Annotated in this window: 16 protein-coding genes; 6 read left to right on the forward strand and 10 right to left on the reverse strand. The window is 61.9% G+C overall.

Features of this window, described 5'->3' with window-relative positions:
• Window positions 1–145: 145 nt before the first annotated feature.
• Window positions 146–1,444, reverse strand: a complete 1,299-nt coding sequence (gltA, locus tag M0D68_RS16675) for a citrate synthase (protein WP_093635931.1) — start codon at window positions 1,442–1,444, stop codon at window positions 146–148.
• A gap of 434 nt (window positions 1,445–1,878) precedes the next feature.
• On the opposite strand from gltA, the gene M0D68_RS16680 reads away from it, so the two are divergent.
• Window positions 1,879–2,280 carry a hypothetical protein gene (locus M0D68_RS16680; RefSeq protein ID WP_200621629.1) on the forward strand — a complete coding sequence of 134 codons (402 nt, stop codon included), beginning with the start codon at window positions 1,879–1,881 and terminating at the stop codon, window positions 2,278–2,280.
• A 14-nt stretch (window positions 2,281–2,294) separates the two neighbouring features.
• Here M0D68_RS16680 and M0D68_RS16685 read toward each other — a convergent pair whose 3' ends face one another.
• From M0D68_RS16685 to M0D68_RS16695, 3 genes are all read right to left on the reverse strand, one after another.
• Window positions 2,295–3,080: an alpha/beta fold hydrolase gene (locus M0D68_RS16685; protein ID WP_211706979.1), complete on the reverse strand. Its 786-nt coding sequence runs from the start codon at window positions 3,078–3,080 to the stop codon at window positions 2,295–2,297.
• Between the two features lie 270 nt (window positions 3,081–3,350).
• Window positions 3,351–4,403 carry a rod shape-determining protein gene (locus M0D68_RS16690; RefSeq protein ID WP_093635938.1) on the reverse strand — a complete coding sequence of 351 codons (1,053 nt, stop codon included), beginning with the start codon at window positions 4,401–4,403 and terminating at the stop codon, window positions 3,351–3,353.
• Between the two features lie 191 nt (window positions 4,404–4,594).
• Window positions 4,595–5,254: an alpha/beta hydrolase gene (locus M0D68_RS16695; protein ID WP_211700741.1), complete on the reverse strand. Its 660-nt coding sequence runs from the start codon at window positions 5,252–5,254 to the stop codon at window positions 4,595–4,597.
• A 249-nt stretch (window positions 5,255–5,503) separates the two neighbouring features.
• Between M0D68_RS16695 and M0D68_RS16700 the strand changes: the two genes are divergently transcribed.
• The gene (locus M0D68_RS16700; RefSeq protein WP_093635942.1) at window positions 5,504–7,087 is read left to right on the forward strand and encodes a DHA2 family efflux MFS transporter permease subunit; all 1,584 of its coding nucleotides are present in this window, start codon (window positions 5,504–5,506) and stop codon (window positions 7,085–7,087) included.
• Between the two features lie 41 nt (window positions 7,088–7,128).
• Here the strand turns inward: M0D68_RS16700 and M0D68_RS16705 are convergent, their stop codons facing one another.
• Window positions 7,129–7,881, reverse strand: a complete 753-nt coding sequence (locus tag M0D68_RS16705) for an AraC family transcriptional regulator (RefSeq protein WP_211700740.1) — start codon at window positions 7,879–7,881, stop codon at window positions 7,129–7,131.
• 150 nt (window positions 7,882–8,031) lie between these two features.
• Between M0D68_RS16705 and M0D68_RS16710 the strand changes: the two genes are divergently transcribed.
• Entirely contained in the window at window positions 8,032–8,946 is a 915-nt protein-coding gene (locus M0D68_RS16710) for a glutaminase (RefSeq protein WP_200654266.1), read from the forward strand.
• Window positions 8,947–9,027: 81 nt separating this feature from the next.
• Here M0D68_RS16710 and M0D68_RS16715 read toward each other — a convergent pair whose 3' ends face one another.
• Window positions 9,028–9,390 carry a type II toxin-antitoxin system HigA family antitoxin gene (locus tag M0D68_RS16715; protein WP_093636157.1) on the reverse strand — a complete coding sequence of 121 codons (363 nt, stop codon included), beginning with the start codon at window positions 9,388–9,390 and terminating at the stop codon, window positions 9,028–9,030.
• A 5-nt stretch (window positions 9,391–9,395) separates the two neighbouring features.
• Window positions 9,396–9,698: a type II toxin-antitoxin system HigB family toxin gene (locus M0D68_RS16720; RefSeq protein WP_093636155.1), complete on the reverse strand. Its 303-nt coding sequence runs from the start codon at window positions 9,696–9,698 to the stop codon at window positions 9,396–9,398.
• Window positions 9,699–10,119: 421 nt separating this feature from the next.
• Here M0D68_RS16720 and M0D68_RS16725 point away from each other — a divergent pair, with 421 nt between their 5' ends.
• The 3 genes from M0D68_RS16725 to M0D68_RS16735 all read left to right on the forward strand — a co-directional run bounded on the left by M0D68_RS16725 (window position 10,120) and on the right by M0D68_RS16735 (window position 13,350).
• Window positions 10,120–11,109, forward strand: coding sequence for a PadR family transcriptional regulator (locus tag M0D68_RS16725; RefSeq protein WP_211706940.1), 990 nt, complete (start codon window positions 10,120–10,122; stop codon window positions 11,107–11,109).
• Window positions 11,110–11,191: 82 nt separating this feature from the next.
• Window positions 11,192–12,016: a siderophore-interacting protein gene (locus tag M0D68_RS16730; RefSeq protein WP_211706941.1), complete on the forward strand. Its 825-nt coding sequence runs from the start codon at window positions 11,192–11,194 to the stop codon at window positions 12,014–12,016.
• A gap of 77 nt (window positions 12,017–12,093) precedes the next feature.
• A complete protein-coding gene (locus M0D68_RS16735) occupies window positions 12,094–13,350 on the forward strand; it encodes an MFS transporter (protein ID WP_211706942.1) in 1,257 nt (418 codons plus the stop codon).
• A 51-nt stretch (window positions 13,351–13,401) separates the two neighbouring features.
• On the opposite strand, the gene M0D68_RS16740 is transcribed toward M0D68_RS16735, so the two are convergent.
• The 3 genes from M0D68_RS16740 to mmsB are packed head-to-tail and all read right to left on the reverse strand — an operon-like array spanning window position 13,402 to window position 16,267.
• A complete protein-coding gene (locus M0D68_RS16740; protein ID WP_211706943.1) occupies window positions 13,402–14,550 on the reverse strand; it encodes an enoyl-CoA hydratase/isomerase family protein in 1,149 nt (382 codons plus the stop codon).
• Entirely contained in the window at window positions 14,547–15,365 is an 819-nt protein-coding gene (locus tag M0D68_RS16745) for an enoyl-CoA hydratase (RefSeq protein ID WP_211706944.1), read from the reverse strand. The genes M0D68_RS16740 and M0D68_RS16745 overlap by 4 nt, the downstream gene beginning before the upstream one ends.
• Entirely contained in the window at window positions 15,365–16,267 is a 903-nt protein-coding gene (mmsB, locus tag M0D68_RS16750; protein WP_211706945.1) for a 3-hydroxyisobutyrate dehydrogenase, read from the reverse strand. Before mmsB ends, M0D68_RS16745 begins: the two co-directional genes overlap by 1 nt.
• Window positions 16,268–16,274: the final 7 nt, after the last annotated feature.

Below are 16,274 nucleotides of genomic sequence, written 5' to 3' on the forward strand. Positions count from 1 at the left end.
TACTTCTCTTTGCAGCCGGCAAAGAGAAGTAGGTGCCGCCCCGCACAGGGGCAACGCTAATAGACCACTAGCAAATCAAGGAAAGGCCAAAACCCTAAGAGCACTGACAAAAAAAGCGCCGCAAAGGCAAAAAAAACCCAAACCTTTACCGCTTGGAAAGCGCCCGAGCCTCCCGCTGAGTCTCCCCAACAAACAATTGCCGCGGCCGCCCAATCTTCTGCTCCGGATCAGCAATCATCTCATTCCACTGCGCAATCCACCCAACAGTCCGCGCCATCGCGAAGATACAAGTAAACATCGCCGTAGGAATCCCCAGTGCACGCTGCACAATCCCCGAATAAAAATCGACATTCGGATAAAGCTTCCGCGAAACGAAGTATTCATCCTCAAGCGCAATCTTCTCAAGCGCCATTGCGAGCTTGAACAACGGGTCATCATGCAGACCCAGCTCTTCGAGCACTTCGTGACAGGTCTCACGCATCAGCTTCGCGCGCGGATCGTAGTTCTTGTAGACGCGATGACCAAACCCCATCAGCTTCACGCCGGAGTTCTTGTCCTTCACCTTCGCAATGAACTCAGGAATGTTGTCGACCGAACCAATCTCTTCCAGCATGTTCAATGCGGCTTCATTCGCGCCACCGTGCGCCGGACCCCACAGGCATGCAATACCCGCTGCGATACACGCGAACGGATTGGCGCCCGACGAACCCGCGAGACGCACCGTCGATGTCGACGCATTCTGCTCGTGATCCGCATGCAGAATCAGAATGCGATCCAGCGCCCGCACCAGCACGTCGTTGACCTCGTACTCTTCCGCCGGATTGGCGAACATCATCCGCATGAAATTCGCGCTGTACGACAAGTCGTTCTTCGGATAAACGAAAGGCTGGCCCACGGTGTACTTGTACGCCATCGCAACCAGCGTCGGCAGCTTCGCGATCATGCGGATCGCCGATACGTCCCGGTGCTGCTGATTATTGATGTCGAGCGAGTCGTGATAGAACGCCGACAGTGCGCCCACTGCCGCGACCAGAATCGCCATCGGGTGCGCGTCGCGGCGGAAACCGCGGAAAAAGAAATGCATCTGCTCGTGCACCATCGTGTGCAGCGTGACAGTGTTGACGAACTCTTCCTTCTGCTCCGCATTCGGCAGTTCGCCCTTGAGCAGCAGGTAGCAGGTTTCGAGGAAGTCGGCATTCTGCGCCAGATTGTCGATCGGATAACCGCGGTACAGCAGCTCGCCTTTGTCACCGTCGATATACGTGATTTCGGAATTGCATGCCGCCGTGGACATGAAACCCGGGTCGTATGTGAACTTGCCAGTCTGGCCATACAGCTTGCGAATGTCGATGACATCCGGCCCGAGCGTGCCCTGATAGATCGGCAAATCAATCGTCTGATCGCTGTCGGAAAAGCTCAGCGTTGCGTGTGTCTTCGAGTTCATCTACACGTTCCTTTTACTTTCACATCGCACACATGCCGGCATGCTCGATCGTCGGATCGCCGCGTGGCATGCTCAGGCTCCGCTTCGCATTCTACGGTCCGAAGGTGCTTTGATTGCGGCGATTGGCAGCAACAATCCATCTCGGCTAGCGCAACATTCGTTGTCTGAAAGATGGGCGTAATCGCCGGAAACACGTAGAAATAAGCAGAAGTACGCAGCACGAAAACGCGTCGGGGCCGCCGGGCGGCGTTGCCAGCCAAATGAAAGTTAGTACGCTTGCTGCAACAATGTTTTGCGGCCGCCAGGCTGCACAAGCGACGCTGCTCTGCGATACTGAATCCGTGTTTTGCTTCCCCTGCGAACACATCGCTGTCTTTGGCCCGCCGTTCTACGGCGGGCCTTTTTAATCAGCCAGAAGAACAAGGAAGGACCAGATGAACGCATCACTCGAAACACTGTTTCCGGATCACGTCCATACCGAAGACAACATCGTCACCGCGCTGAATCATCAGGATATCGTCGTGGCGTTGTCAGCAGCATTGACGACGCAAGACGTGGCGGTGCTGCATATGCTCTACCCGCGTACCGACGCGCGCACCCATCGCAGCCTCGATACGCTGGTGAATGTGCTGCATGGCCATGGCCTGCATGAAGTCGCGGATCTGATCGCGCAGGAAGCGCACTATCTGCTCTTCAAAGACCCCGTGAAAGCATGGAAAGCCTTCCACGAAATTCGCAACGACTCGCTCGCAATCGGCGTGCATCTGTACTACCACGGCCTCGTCGGCGAAGCCGCGGAACGCGCGCTCGATAAAGACGCGCATCGCAAGGCCTGAACTACACCGGCATTTCAAACGTCCTCTGAGCGAATGAACTCGTCGACGTAACGATTGAACGCTGCCGGATGCGCGAGATTCATCCCGTGCGAGGCGCCGCGCACCGTTTCGCGGCGTGCGTCCGGCAGCCATGTTTGCAGCGCCGTCGCCGTGCGGCGGAACATGTCGGGACTCTTTTCGCCGTCGATCAATAGCACCGGGCAACGCACCTCAGCCGCATGTTCGGGTACGTAAGCCGGCAACGGGTCGCGGAATTGGCGCGCGAGCGTATGCGCGTTGTCGGTCGCCATCTTGCGAAAACCCGGTGTGCTCATCGCCCAGAAACCAGGGCGGCTCACCGAATCGACGAACAGCTGCAAGCCCGCCTCCACCTCACCTGTTTCGATCAGCTGCGCGGCTTTTGCGCGCAATGCGTTCACGGTCTCCGGCAAAGTTGCGGGCGGTCGCCCGGCAATCTGCAACGGGCCGCCCGGGTCGGCGAGCGTCAGCGTACGCACGTACTGCGGATGGCGCCGCGCGAAATGGAACGCCACGCAGCCGCCGCGCGAATGACCCACCACGTGCGCCGGCCCGGCGCCAAAACGATCGATGAATTCGGCCACGTCATCCGCATGCTCGCTCCAGCTAAACGGCTGGTCGGGCTCGGTATCCGTCACCGGCCAGTAATGCGTAAGACTCACCGTGACACAGCGGTATCGCTTCGACAGACCCGCGAGTTGCGGTTGCCAATAGCGGTAATCGCACAGCGAGCCATGCACGAACAGCAGCAGTTCGCCTTCCCCGGTTTCCACATAGGGCATGCGCAAGCCGCTATGCAATTCGATAAAGGACGGGGACGCGGGAGAGGACGAAGCGGAAACGGATTGATTCACAGGTGGTTCACGGACCGCGCGGCAACGGCTGAAACGATCGGCTGCGCCGGCTAGAAATGGATTCGAAGAAGAAAGCGTATTCGCGTCCCTAAAATTGGGACGAGGGACGTATTGTCACACAGCCATTCAATATCCGCCGGGCCTCATGCGGTCGGCCTGAGTCGCGGTCACCTGCAACGCGGGACGTCCCGCGTCAAATCATTCGTAGGCGGTGTCGTCGAGCAAACCCGCAGCCGCTGCCGCGCCCGCGCCACGCACCGCGCAAGTGAGCGGTTCATCGGCGACGCGGACCTCGAGCCCGAGCTCATTGGTCAGGCGCCGACCCAGATTACCGAGCAGCGCACCGCCGCCGGTCAGCACAATGCCGCTGTGCGCAATATCGGTCACCAGCTCGGCAGGCGCCGTTTCAAGCGCACGTTTCACCGCGCCGATTACCTGGCGCAGCGGACCCTCGATCGCGTCGGCGATATCGTGATTGCTCAGCTGAACCGTGCGCGGCAAACCATCGTCGACGCTGCGCCCGGTCGCGTTCATATGTTCGACCGGCACTTCGCGCAAGGCCGAACCGATGCCCTTCTTGACGTGTTCGGCGGTTTGTTCGCCGAGCAGCACGCCATACAGGTTGCGCACGTAACTGACGATCGCCATGTCGAAACTGTCGCCGCCCACGCGAATCGAGCCGCTATACGCGAGGCCGCCGAGCGAGATCACGCCGACTTCGGTCGTGCCGCCGCCGATGTCGACCACCATCGAGCCAGTCGCCTCCGAAACCGGCAGGCCCGCGCCGACCGCCGATGCCAGCGATTCGCCGATCAGACTGACCTTCCACGCGCCGGCCGCCACCGCGGCTTCCTTGATCGCGCGGCGTTCGACCTGGGTCGCGCCCGCCGGTACACACAAAGTGAACGCGGCACGCCGGCTGAACAGCGGCCGCGGCCGAGCCATGTCGACGAATTGCCGGATCATCTGCTCGGCGGCGGAAAAGTTAGCGATCACGCCGTGCCGCATCGGCCGTATGGCTTCGACGTTGCCCGGCGCGCGGCCGAGCAACTGGCGCGCTTCGGTGCCCACGGCCGTCACGCGTTTTTGCCCGGCGGCGGACTCTTTCTGGAACGCCACGACGGACGGCTCGTTCAGCACGATGCCGCCATTGTCGGTGTAGATAAGGGTATTGGCCGTGCCGAGGTCCACCGCCACGGAATGACGGAACAGTCGATCGAAAAGCGGGTAATGCGGCGTCGGTCTGGCCATAGGAAGGCTCTGATGTGTCGTTATCCGCCCTTGCAGGGCAATATGGAAAATGCGCCCCCGGTCACCCGAACCGCTTGGCACGCCCAGATGGGCGTTGCGCGATCCGCGCGGCGGGAGTGATTTTCATGCTAATGAGCAGTTAACGGCAAGCAGATCAGAATCTTTAGGGCCACTTTTCAATTGGGACCGTGTCAGTCGCGCGACACAGTGCCGAGCGCATGCTCCAGCGCCTGTTTGCCGAGTTCGACGCCGTCCGCGTTGATCGTGTGGCCGATGCCGGGCAAGGCGTAGGCATCGACCGTGTAGCCGGTGTTGCTGAAAGCATCCGCGGCGTATTCCAGTTCCTCAACCGGGATCACTTCGTCGTCTTCGCCGTGCACGAGCGTGAGCGGCGTACCGTTCTGCGCGACGATCACCGAGGCGAGCCGCCCCGAATACGCGACGACGGCAGCAGCGCCTTCCGCACTGGTCGCCACGTGATGCATCGCCATGATCGAGCCTTGCGAGAAACCGACCAATGCAAGGCGATCGAAAGAAAGCTGCCAGTTCGCCAGTTCCGCCTCGAGCATGTGCCGCAATGCCGGATAGGCGGCGGCCACACGCGCCTCGCGATTGCCCTCGTTGACATCGCGCAGGCTGAACCATTGGCGCCCGCCAAAGCCGCCGTCGAAAGCGTCAGTACCGTCGAGCGAGACAAACGCCACATCCGGCAGGCTCTCGCTCCAGATGTCCGCGAGCGGCATCAGATCGCGCGCATTGCTGCCTACGCCGTGCATCAGCACCACGAGGGCCTTGGCCGGCGTTATCGCCGGCGCGCGCCGCCAGCCGTGTTCGAATTGCTCCCAAGCCATATTCAATTCCTCTCTCTGTTCCCGCTGTACTTTAGATTTCACCGCGCGTGGTGTCGCTCCATGCGGCCTCAGGCGGGAGCATACGCTGCCGGATTCGGTTCTGTCGCCCGATCTGCATGGCTCGACGACGCCCAAACGCGAATACAGGTATGCTTTTTTGCGAGCATTCGATGGACCGCCCGGCTCATTGCCGGGTGGTGAATAGAACGCCGTGCAGAACGTCCGTCGCATCGTCATCCGGAGAATCGTTTGAGCCAGCCCTCTTCCCCGCCCGCCGCTGCCCCGCCTGCACCACCTGCACCGCCGCCTCTGCAAGGCGGCAAACTGGTTCTGGCGACCATCGCCGTTGCGCTCGCAACCTTCATGAACGTGCTCGACACGTCCATTGCGAACGTCGCGATTCCCACCATTTCGGGCAACCTCGGTGTATCGGTCGATGAAGGCACATGGGTCATCACGGTGTTCGCCGCGGCCAATGCGGTCTCGATTCCGCTAACCGGCTGGCTCACGCAACGCATTGGCCAGGTCAAGCTGTTTGTCGGCGCGATTCTGATGTTCGTGCTGGCTTCGTGGTTGTGCGGCATTGCGCCTACGCTGCCGATCCTGCTGGTCGCCCGGGTGTTCCAGGGCGCGGTGGCCGGCCCCCTGATTCCACTGTCGCAAGCGATTCTGCTCGGCTCCTATCCCAAGGAGAAATCGTCGACTGCACTCGCGCTATGGGCCATGACCGCCACCGTCGGCCCGATTGCCGGCCCCGCGCTCGGCGGCTGGATCACGGATAGCTACAGTTGGTCGTGGATCTTCTACATCAACATTCCGGTCGGCATTTTCGCGGCCGGCGTGACGTGGATGATCTATCGCACCCGTGAGTCGGCAACCCGCAAGCCGCCCATCGACGTGGTCGGGCTCGGCCTGCTGGTTACGTGGGTCGCGTCGCTGCAGATCATGCTCGACAAGGGCAAGGACCTCGACTGGTTTTCGTCGCCGGTGATCGTGATTCTGGGCATCACCGCGGTGATCAGCTTCGCGTTCTTCCTCGTGTGGGAATTGACTGAGGAAAACCCGATCGTCGATTTACGGCTGTTCCAGCAGCGCAATTTTCTCGGCGGCACGATTGCGATTTCGGTGGCGTACGGCGTGTTCTTCGGCAACCTGGTGCTGCTTCCGCAATGGATGCAGGAGTATCTGAACTACCGCTCCGTGGATGCGGGTCTCGTCACCGCGCCGCTCGGCATCTTCGCCGTGCTGCTCGCGCCGGTAATGGGCCGGGTGCTGCCGCGCTCGGATGCGCGCATCATCGCCACGCTCGCATTTATCGGCTTTGCGATCGTGTTTTATATGCGCTCGAAGTACGTGATCGAAATCGACACGTGGCACCTCGTACTCCCCACGTTGCTGCAAGGCATTCCGATGGCGCTGTTCTTCGTGCCGCTGACGGCGATCATTCTGTCCGGTCAGCCGCCGAACAAGATTCCGGCGGCCGCCGGCCTGTCGAATTTCGCACGGGTGTTTTGCGGCGCGGTGGGGACCTCGATCGCCGGCAACGAGTGGAACAACCGCACGGTGCTGCACCATGCAAGGCTGACCGAGCAGGCTACCGTGAACAACCCGCTGTTCAACCAGCAGATCGATTCGACCCAGTCGTTGCTCCATCTGAATACGCAATCGTCGCACGCGCTGTTCGATTTCACGGTGAACACTCAGGCCGCGATGATGGGCCTGAACGACATCTTCTTTGTGTCGGCGATCATTTTCATTTTGATCATTCCGCTGATCTGGATTACGAAGCCGGCCAAGGGCGGCGGCGGAGCGGCTGCGTCGGGCGCGCACTGATCGCGGTGTTGTTCGGCACTGCCTCAACGGAGTCAGCGGAGTCAACGGAAATAGCGGGCGGGCGTGTCGCCGAAGGCATCGCGGAACACCGCGATAAACGACGACACGTCGTTGTAGCCGACCTCGAGCGCCACCTGCGTGACGCTCTCTCCGGCGCCGAGATGCTCCAGTGCAACCAGCAAGCGCAGTTGCTGCCGCCACTGGCCGAAAGTCTGCCCGGTTTCCTTGACGAAAAGGCGCGCCGCCGTGCGAGCGGTGACGCCCGCAGCCCGGGCCAGGTCCTCGAGCACTGCCGGCTCCGCCGGGTTGGCGTTCAACGCTTCGGCGATCCGCTGGATCCGTGGATCTTGCGGCCAGTGCAGCGCCAGAGGGGCTGTGGGCAACCCCGACAGGCGGTCCAGTAAAACTTGCAGAAGACGCTCGGCCGGCTCGTCGAGCGGTTTGTCGTGCGGCAGATCGGCTGCGGCACTCAGCAAAGCTTCCGCCAGAGGGTCGAGCGCCAAGGCAACGCCTTGCGCGGGTAGCGGCGCGGCGTCCGCATCGGCATACAGCGAATGGAATTGCACCGGCTCGGCAGCCGACAGGTAATGCTGCACGTTCGCCATCAGCCAGAGCGCGTGCCCCGGCGGCACGACCCATCGGGCGGTTTCGGTGCGCACGGTCAGCACGCCGGCGCTCACGTGGATCAGCCGCGCGCGGCGGTAGGCGCGCCACGGTTCGTCCAGCACGTTGTAACGCTCATCGACCACGAATACCGGACGCTCGACGCCATCCGGATCGAAGGCTTGCGTCATGAAATGTCTGTTTTACCCGGTTACTGTAAGAAACACAGTAAGACTAGCATAGCCTTCGCGAAACGCCGTTCGAACCCGGCAGCGCCTCGCCGCACGAACAATTCGCGCCAGGTTGCCAGTAGAATCGCGGCTTCAAACGGTCCGAGCTCAATGAACTACGCATCCATACTCGAACAGATTCAACGCGATCTTCAGCCTTATCTGGGTACCGGCAAGGTCGCCGATTACATTCCAGAACTGGCAAAGGTCCCGGCCGACAGCTTTGGCATGGCGATCGTCACGCCGTCCGGCGAAGTCTTCCGCATCGGCCAGGCCGATACGCGCTTCTCGATTCAGAGTATCTCCAAGTTGTTCGCCTGCACCATGGCTTTCCGGCTGCTCGGCGACGAGCTGTGGCTGCGCGTCGGCCGCGAACCGTCGGGCACGCCGTTCAATTCGCTGGTGCAGCTTGAAGCGGAGCAAGGCAAGCCGCGCAACCCGTTTATCAACGCCGGGGCGCTGGTTGTCACCGATGTGCTGTGCCGCCGCTTCGTACGTGCCGAGACCGCGCTGGTGGAGTTTATGCGGCGGCTGACTGGCGAGATCACGATCGACTACGATTCGCGCGTCGCGCAGTCAGAGCTTCAACATGCAGATCGCAACCAGGCGATGGCGCATTTCATCGCGAGCTTCGGCAACATGGACATGCCCGTCCACGCGGTGGTCGAAGCGTATTGCCGGCAGTGTGCGATTTCGATGAGCTGTGTCGAGCTGGCGAAGGCTGCGTTGTTTCTAAGTAATGGCGGCGTTGTGCCGTCGACCGGGGAACGGATCCTCGACAGCAGTTCGACCAAGCGTTTGTCGGCCCTGATGCTGACCTGCGGCACCTACGACGCTGCGGGCGACTTCGTCTTTCGTGTCGGCTTACCGGCGAAGAGCGGCGTGGGCGGTGGCATCGTCGCGGTGCTACCGGGTGAGATGGCCGTGTGCGTGTGGTCGCCCGGGCTCGACGCGAACGGCAACTCACTCGCCGGTGCGAAGGCGCTGGAATTGCTGACCACGATTACGGGGCGGTCGATTTTTTGATTTTGTTGAGAGGGCGTTTCGGCGACGTATGCGATCCAGACGGTCGATGTCGGTCGCAGCGAGGCGCCTTTCCTCTGCCGGTCAAGCCACTCCGATCAGCACATCAGCAGGAATGTGCAATCCCGCGTGAAGGCGGCGAATCATCGTCAGGCTGAGGGCACGCTTGCGGTTCAAAACCTCGTAGACCCGGTTCGCGTTACCGATGTACGGCTGCATATCCGGGACCGACAAGCCGGCCTGCTCCATCCTGAATTTGATGGCCTCAACAGGATCCGGACTTTGCAGTGGAAAGGTTTCAGCTTCGTAGCGCTCCACCAGGATCGACAGAATATCAAGGCGATCACCATCCGGCGTGCCAGGCGCCGGGTCGGCATCGACAAGTTCGGATACGGTCGCGAGCGCGGCCTTGTAATCGTCCTCAGTATGCAGGGGGCGAATATCCATGTTCATTACTCCAATTCCACGGTTTCAGCGTCGATCTTGTCATACTCGGCGTGAGTGCCAACGAATTGGACATAGACCACACCGATTCGATACGCGATCGCGACTATCAATCGAAAATCGTTGCCCTTGATGTTGAACACCACTCTGTTTTTCCCAATGAAACTTGCCGAGCCATATTGATCCTTGATGTCCTGTGGCGTTTTCCAGTTCGCTTTAGAAGCTTCCGCGTGCCACGCCAACAGAGATTGCCCGGCTTGAGCGTGCCCTTCGATGAAGGAAAGAATGGTTTTTTTGGCAACGATTCGCATGCAAGACATTTTAGTCCCAAATTGGGACTGCCGCAACCGACGCGTTGAAATACAGACCTGACGATCCTCCCAGGGAATCAGCTTTCTACTCCCACTTCGCCGCCTTCTTTTTGTCGCGCAAGACGGCACGCACTGCGTGTCCCGCGTCCAACAACGCGCGTGCCGCCGCGCCGCCCACCTTCCCTCTCACACCGGTAATTGCATACCTCCTCATCGCTCCTTGAATACGGCCAATGCCGTTCTGAGCGTGATTCCCAGCGTTTCCCGTTGATTTCACGAGGGCACGAATGTCATCCGTTTAGTGACTCGGTGGCATGAAAAGCCTAATCCGAACCCCACCGGTGCAAAAAATGAGTTTGACAAACTATCTTTAGATATATATCTTACGACACATCTTAAGACACAAATGGGAGTACCCAACATGCGTCATCACCACCGTTTTTCCCGTTCGCGTGGCGCGGACGAAGGTTTCTTCGCAGGGCATGACCGCCCGTCACTGCATGCACTTTGGCATGTGTTCACCCGTCATTACGAGTTTCGCGGCGAGCGCGGCGGTGAACAACGTGGCGAAGACTTCGAACGCCGTCATGGCGGCCGTGGCAGCCGCGGCGGCCAGCACGAGTTCCACAGCGACGAGCGCGGCCATGGCCGCCACGGCGGCCGCAATGAACACGGCGACCGCGACGGCTTCGGCCATGGTCACCGCTTCGGCCATCAAGGCTACGACCGCTTCTCGCTTCACGCACTGTGGCACGCAATCGGCCGCCATGACGACTATCGCGGCGGCGGCGGTCGCGGCGGACGCTTCGGCGGCGGTGGCCCGGGCGGCTTCGGCGGCGACGGCGACGGTTTTCCGCGCGGCCGCAAATTCAGCTCCGACGATCTGCAATTGCTGCTGCTCTCGATGATCGACGCGCAGCCGAGCCACGGCTACGAGCTGATCAAGGCGCTCGAAACGCGTTCGAACGGCTTCTACAGTCCGAGCCCGGGCATGGTCTATCCGGCGCTCACGTATCTGGAAGAACTCGGCTACGTGACCGTGCAACTCGAAGGCAATCGCAAGCGTTACGAACTGTCGGAAACGGGCCGCGAGTACCTCGCCACCAACCGCGACCGCGTCGAATTGATGCTCGCCAAACTGTCGCACATCGCCCGCAAGATGGATTCCGTGCGCCGCGCGTTTGCCGGCGAGGAGCCCGCCGACATCAGCGAAGGCGGCTGGCTGCCCGAACTAAGCGAAGCACGTCGCGCGCTGAAGCATGCGCTCCTGCGCCGTGACAACGTGCCGGCTGCCGAACAGCGCCGCATCGCCGCGATTCTGATGCGTGCGGCGCGTGAAATCGAAGGCGAAGGCAAAGGCAAACCTGGCAGCGACCAGGGCGGTGATCAAGGCAGCGAGCCGAGCGCTTGAGATCGCGCTATCCAACACCCGCGTCCGGAGGCGCCCATGCGCGCTTTCGAATGCCAATCAAACCGACAGGAGTGGCACTCTTATGCTGACAAATGACAACCGAGCCGATCTGGCCGTCCACCGCGTGCGGCATCCGCTGAAGTTCCGTCTGTTGCAGGTCAAGAAGGTCCACGCGCTGAACCCGCATCTGATTCGCGTGACCTTCACGGGCAAGGATCTGCATGACTTCGTCTCCGCCTCGTTCGACGATCACATCAAAGTGTTCTTCCCCGAACCCGGCGCCGACAAACCCGTGCTGCCGGAAGCCGGCCCTGACGGTCCCGTGTTTCCCGCGGGCCAGCGGCCGATTGCCCGCGATTTCACGCCGCGCCGCTTCGACGCCGAAGCGCGCGAACTGGACATCGAGTTCGCCATGCACGAGGCCGGCCCGGCTGCAACGTGGGCGGCGCAAGCCAAAGTGGGCCAGTACCTCGGCATCGGCGGCCCGCGCGGCTCGCTGGTGATACCGACGGGCTTCGACTGGCATCTGCTGATCGGCGACGACACGGCGCTGCCGGCGATTGCTCGCCGCCTGGAAGAGTTGCCGGCAGGCACACGCGTCGCGGCAGTGATCGAAGTGGCCGATCCGTCGGCACAGATCGAATTCGCAACGAAGGCCGAACTGCACATCGTCTGGCGCCATCGCAGCGAGTCAGACTTTCGCGGCGAGGCGCTGCTGCAAGCGGTACGCGAAATCTATCTGCCCGAAGACGGTGAAGGCTACGTATGGGCCGCCGGCGAATCCGCGACGATGCGTGCAGTGCGCTACCACCTGTGCACGGAACGTGGCGTCGACAAGTCGCGCATTCGCGCGGCCAGCTACTGGAAACAGGGCGCCGAAGCGGTACATGAATCGCTCGACGACTAACTCTCTGCAGCGTACGCGCAATAAACTGCGCGAGCTCAGCAAGCGGCGTGCGTCGAACAAAAATAAGGAATTGACCGATGTATTCAATTAGCACAAAGCACGAGCGACGTTTGCTGTGGCTGCTTGCGCTGACGCAGTTCACCATCATCATGGACTTCATGGTGATGATGCCGCTCGGCCCGCAGATCATGCACTCGTTCAGCATCACACCGGCGGCGTTTGCGACGGCCGTATCAGCGTATTCGTGGTGTTCGGGGCTGTCGGGGCTATTCGCCGCGACTTATATCGACCGCTTCGATCGACGTCGTCTGTTGCTGACGATGTATGCACTGTTCGCGCTGTCGAACCTGGCGTGCGCGTTGGCAAGCAGCTTCCCCCTTCTGCTGGTCGCGCGCGCGTTTGCCGGCATCACGGGGGGCGTGTTGGGCTCGGTGATCATGGCGATTGTCGGCGACGTGATCCCGGTGCAGCGCCGTGGCGCCGCGACGGGCACGATCATGACCGCCTTTTCATTGGCCGCGATTGCCGGCGTGCCGGCTGGGGTGATGCTTGGCGCGCACTTCACCTGGGCAGCACCGTTCTATTTGCTGGTGGTGTTGTCGGTGGCCGTCTGGATTGTGGGGTGGCAACTTGTGCCATCGCTTGCGGAGCATTTGAGTCGTCGCCAGCCGGCGCTCGGCGAGGTGCTGCCTGATTTGTGGCGGCTGCTGAGCAACCCGCGGCATATGAATGCGTCTGCGCTGACTTTCATGATGATGGTCGCGCACATGCTGGTGATCCCCTTCATTTCACCGGTGCTGGTCGCCAATCATGGCGTGGCGCCCGCGCAATTGTCGTGGTTGTATATGGCCGGCGGCGCGGCAACATTCTTCACGTCGCGCCGGGTCGGCCGGCTGGCAGACCGGTTCGGCACGCGGCTCGTATTCCGGATTGCGGCAGTACTCTCGTTTCTGCCCGTCCTGTTTGTGACCCATCTGCCGAACCTGCCGTTCTACGCGCTGGTGATGTTTTTCCCGTTTTTCATGGTGCTGATGTCCGGGCGGATGGTGCCGATGCAGGCACTGCTGACGACCGTGCCGGAGCCTTCCCGCCGGGGTGCTTTTCTTAGCGCCAACAGCGCGCTGCAGGCATTGGGCACGGGGTGCGGCGCGTGGATCGGCGGCTTGATGCTGAGCAGTTCGCCCACGGGACAGATCGAAGGATATGGGACCGTCGGATGGGTGGCAGTTGCCGTCGCGTTAATCGGGGTGCTTTGGGTTTCCCGGGTTCGGGGGGCGCAAAGCACCGTGCCGCCAACAGGTGTATTCAGGGGCGACACCGTAGGAGAAGGTTGACGTTCAAGCGCGCCGACGCAGTCTGAAACACCGCGTCGGCGCGCGCAGCCTTTAGCCTTCTTCAACCCCCAACCCAACCAGCGGATGCGTTTCCCGCTTCCACGGCGAGCTCAGAAAATGCCGGACGCGTTCCGAGCGCACTTCCGCAAGCGTCGCCGGCGCCCAGCGGCTCTTGCGATCCTTGTCGATCAAGTGCGCCCTCACGCCTTCGCAGAAATCTCCTTCTTCGATCACCCGCTTGACGATGCCCAGTTCCATCCGGAAGCACTCCGCCAAGGTCATCTGCCGGCCGCGCAGGAGCGCCTCGCGCGTGACATACAGCATCGTGGGCGAGTGTCCAACCATCGCGTCGTAAGCAGACTGCAGCCACTGTTTCACCTCACGCGCAGGCTCGCGCTCCAGGTCGTGGCGCAACGTCGCGACGATCCGCTCGATGCTCGAGCGCCGGTCGAAATGCCGCAGAATCAACTGCGTAAACGGCCCCAATGCAGCATGCGGAATGATGTTGCACGGCGGCTCGAACACGCCGCGCAATGCAGCCATCAAATCTCCCGCGTGCGACATGCGCTGCAGGCGCTCTTCGAAAGTACCAAGCCACTCGGCCGGCACGCACAAATCCGCCAGTTGCAGGCGCAACGCATCGGCGCCGGATAAGGTCACGCCGGTGAGCCCGACATACAACTCGACCTCCGCCGGCATCACACTCAGGAATCGTGTCGCACCGACGTCGGGCAGGAAGCCGATGCGCGTCTCCGGCATCGCAATCTTGCTGCGTTCCGTGACGATGCGCAGCCGCGCGCCCTGACCGAGCCCCATGCCGCCACCCATCGAGATACCGTCGAGCAGGGCGACTACCGGCTTCGGAAACTTGTGCAACGCGTAGTCGAGCCGGTACTCGTCGACGAAGAACGCAAGCCACCGGCTGTCGCCATTCTTTGCGAGCCGGTACACCTCGCGCACGTCGCCGCCGGCGCAAAAGCCCTTGGTGCCCGCGCCTTTCAGCACGAGTGCAACGATGCCGTCGTCGGTACGGCAATGTTCGACCAGTATGGCAAGCTCGCGCACCATCGCGTGCGATAGCGCATTGAGCACGGCCGGCCGGTTCAGCGTGATGATCGCCACGTGGTTGACCACGCGAAACAGAATCTCGCGCTCCGCTTCGACGCCCGTGTCGACCGCGACGCTCTGCAAGGCGCTCATCGATGCGTCTCCTGCCCGGCGTTCGCCGTCGGCTCAGCCTGCGTCACCTGCCAGCGTGGCGCACGCTTCTCGAGAAACGCATTGACGCCTTCGCGCTGATCGGCGCCGTCGAACAGATCGACAAAGCGTTCCCGCTCCACCGCCAACGCCGCCGCACGCGGCACGCCATTGCGGCCCTGGTGAATCAGCGTCTTGCTGAAGCTGACGGCTTGCGGGCTGAGGCTCGCGACACGCGCCGCCATCGTCAACGCGGCCTCGCGCGCGGCGCCCTTTTCCACCACTTCTTCGACGAGACCGATACGCAATGCGGTCGCGGCGTCGACGCGTTCGCCGGTCAGAATCATCCGCTTGGCCCAGCCTTCACCGACCAGCCACGGCAGTGTCTGCGTGCCGCAGCCGCATGGCAGCAAGCCAACTGCCGTTTCCGGCAGAGCCATCAACGCGTGTTGCTCGGCGATGCGGATATCGCAGGCCAGCGCACATTCGAGTCCACCGCCCATCGCATAACCGTTGATCGCGGCGATCACCACCGGGCGCGCGTTCTGCAGGGTCTCGAACGCCGCGCCGAAGCGAGTCGCCGCCGTGCGCGCGACTTCGCGATTACCGTCAGCAAACGTATTCAGATCGGCGCCTGCGCTGAAGAACTTCGGGCCGTCGCCCGTGATCACGATGGCTCGCACGCCCGCTTCGCCGTTCAGACGCTCCACCGTCTGCTGCAATAGCAGCAAACCGTCCGGCGTGAACGCGTTCGCTGGCGGCCGTTTGAGCGTCAGCAGCGCGACGGCGCCGTCGTGTGCGTAGTCGAGTTCGATCATTACGCGTCTCCGTCCTTGCTGTCCTTACGATAGAGCTTGATCACCGCCGAGAAGTCCAGACGGCCTGCGCCCTTCGTGCTCATCGTCTGATAAAGCTGTTGGGCTAGAGCGCCGAGGTACACCGGTTGGCGCGCGAATTTCGCGGCGTCGGTGGCGAGGCCCAGGTCCTTGAGCATCAGATCGGTGCCGAAGCCGCCGGTGTAACCGCGCGTGGACGGCGCGGTTTCGATCACGCCAGGCATCGGGTTATACGTGTCCGAGCTCCAGCAGCGGCCCGTCGAAGTATTGATGATGCCGCCCAGCACTTTCGCGTCGATGCCGAGCGCCTCGCCCAGCGACATCGCTTCGGCCACGCCCGCCATCGTGATGCCGAGCACGAGGTTGTTGCAGATCTTCGCGACCTGACCGGTGCCGGTGTCGCCGCAATGCACGATGTTCTTGCCCATCGCCGACAACACCGGCTTGACCTGCTCATACGCGTCCGCGCTGCCGCCGACCATGAAGGTCAAGGTGCCCGCCGCCGCACCGCCGGTGCCGCCCGAGACGGGTGCATCGACGAAGGTGTTGCCGCGTTGCTCGGCCAGTTCGGCAAACGCCTTCACACTCGCCGGATCGATGGTGCTCGAATCGATGATCGTCACGCCTTCCGCGATGCCGGCGAAAACACCGTCATCCGCGATCAGCACGCTGCGCACGTGAGTGGCCGCGGGCAGCATCGTCACTACACATTCGGCGTCGGTCACCGCGGCCTTCGGCGAACTTGCGGCTTTGGCGCCCGAATCGACGAGTGCCTGCACCGCTTGCGCGTTGAGATCGAATACGTTGACCGCGTGGCCCGCCTTCAGCAGGTTGAGCGCCATCGGCGCGCCCATGTTGCCGAGTCCGATAAAGCCTATTTTCATGGTCGTC

Origin of the sequence: Paraburkholderia sp. SEWSISQ10-3 4 (genome assembly GCF_030464785.1) — a bacterium.
GTDB lineage: Bacteria > Pseudomonadota > Gammaproteobacteria > Burkholderiales > Burkholderiaceae > Paraburkholderia > Paraburkholderia aspalathi.

Excerpts from the sequence above, each read along its gene's own strand:
- M0D68_RS16715 (WP_093636157.1), bottom strand. The coding sequence starts at position 9,390 with ATGGATATTCGCCCCCTGCATACTGAGGACGATTACAAGGCCGCGCTC.
- M0D68_RS16690 (WP_093635938.1), bottom strand. The coding sequence starts at position 4,403 with ATGGCCAGACCGACGCCGCATTACCCGCTTTTCGATCGACTGTTCCGT.
- gltA (WP_093635931.1), bottom strand. The coding sequence starts at position 1,444 with ATGAACTCGAAGACACACGCAACGCTGAGCTTTTCCGACAGCGATCAG.
- M0D68_RS16740 (WP_211706943.1), bottom strand. The coding sequence starts at position 14,550 with ATGAGCGCCTTGCAGAGCGTCGCGGTCGACACGGGCGTCGAAGCGGAG.
- M0D68_RS16680 (WP_200621629.1), top strand. The coding sequence starts at position 1,879 with ATGAACGCATCACTCGAAACACTGTTTCCGGATCACGTCCATACCGAA.
- M0D68_RS16730 (WP_211706941.1), top strand. The coding sequence starts at position 11,192 with ATGCTGACAAATGACAACCGAGCCGATCTGGCCGTCCACCGCGTGCGG.
- M0D68_RS16725 (WP_211706940.1), top strand. The coding sequence starts at position 10,120 with ATGCGTCATCACCACCGTTTTTCCCGTTCGCGTGGCGCGGACGAAGGT.
- M0D68_RS16745 (WP_211706944.1), bottom strand. The coding sequence starts at position 15,365 with ATGATCGAACTCGACTACGCACACGACGGCGCCGTCGCGCTGCTGACG.
- M0D68_RS16685 (WP_211706979.1), bottom strand. The coding sequence starts at position 3,080 with ATGCCCTATGTGGAAACCGGGGAAGGCGAACTGCTGCTGTTCGTGCAT.
- M0D68_RS16705 (WP_211700740.1), bottom strand. The coding sequence starts at position 7,881 with ATGACGCAAGCCTTCGATCCGGATGGCGTCGAGCGTCCGGTATTCGTG.
- M0D68_RS16735 (WP_211706942.1), top strand. The coding sequence starts at position 12,094 with ATGTATTCAATTAGCACAAAGCACGAGCGACGTTTGCTGTGGCTGCTT.
- M0D68_RS16710 (WP_200654266.1), top strand. The coding sequence starts at position 8,032 with ATGAACTACGCATCCATACTCGAACAGATTCAACGCGATCTTCAGCCT.
- M0D68_RS16720 (WP_093636155.1), bottom strand. The coding sequence starts at position 9,698 with ATGCGAATCGTTGCCAAAAAAACCATTCTTTCCTTCATCGAAGGGCAC.
- mmsB (WP_211706945.1), bottom strand. The coding sequence starts at position 16,267 with ATGAAAATAGGCTTTATCGGACTCGGCAACATGGGCGCGCCGATGGCG.
- M0D68_RS16695 (WP_211700741.1), bottom strand. The coding sequence starts at position 5,254 with ATGGCTTGGGAGCAATTCGAACACGGCTGGCGGCGCGCGCCGGCGATA.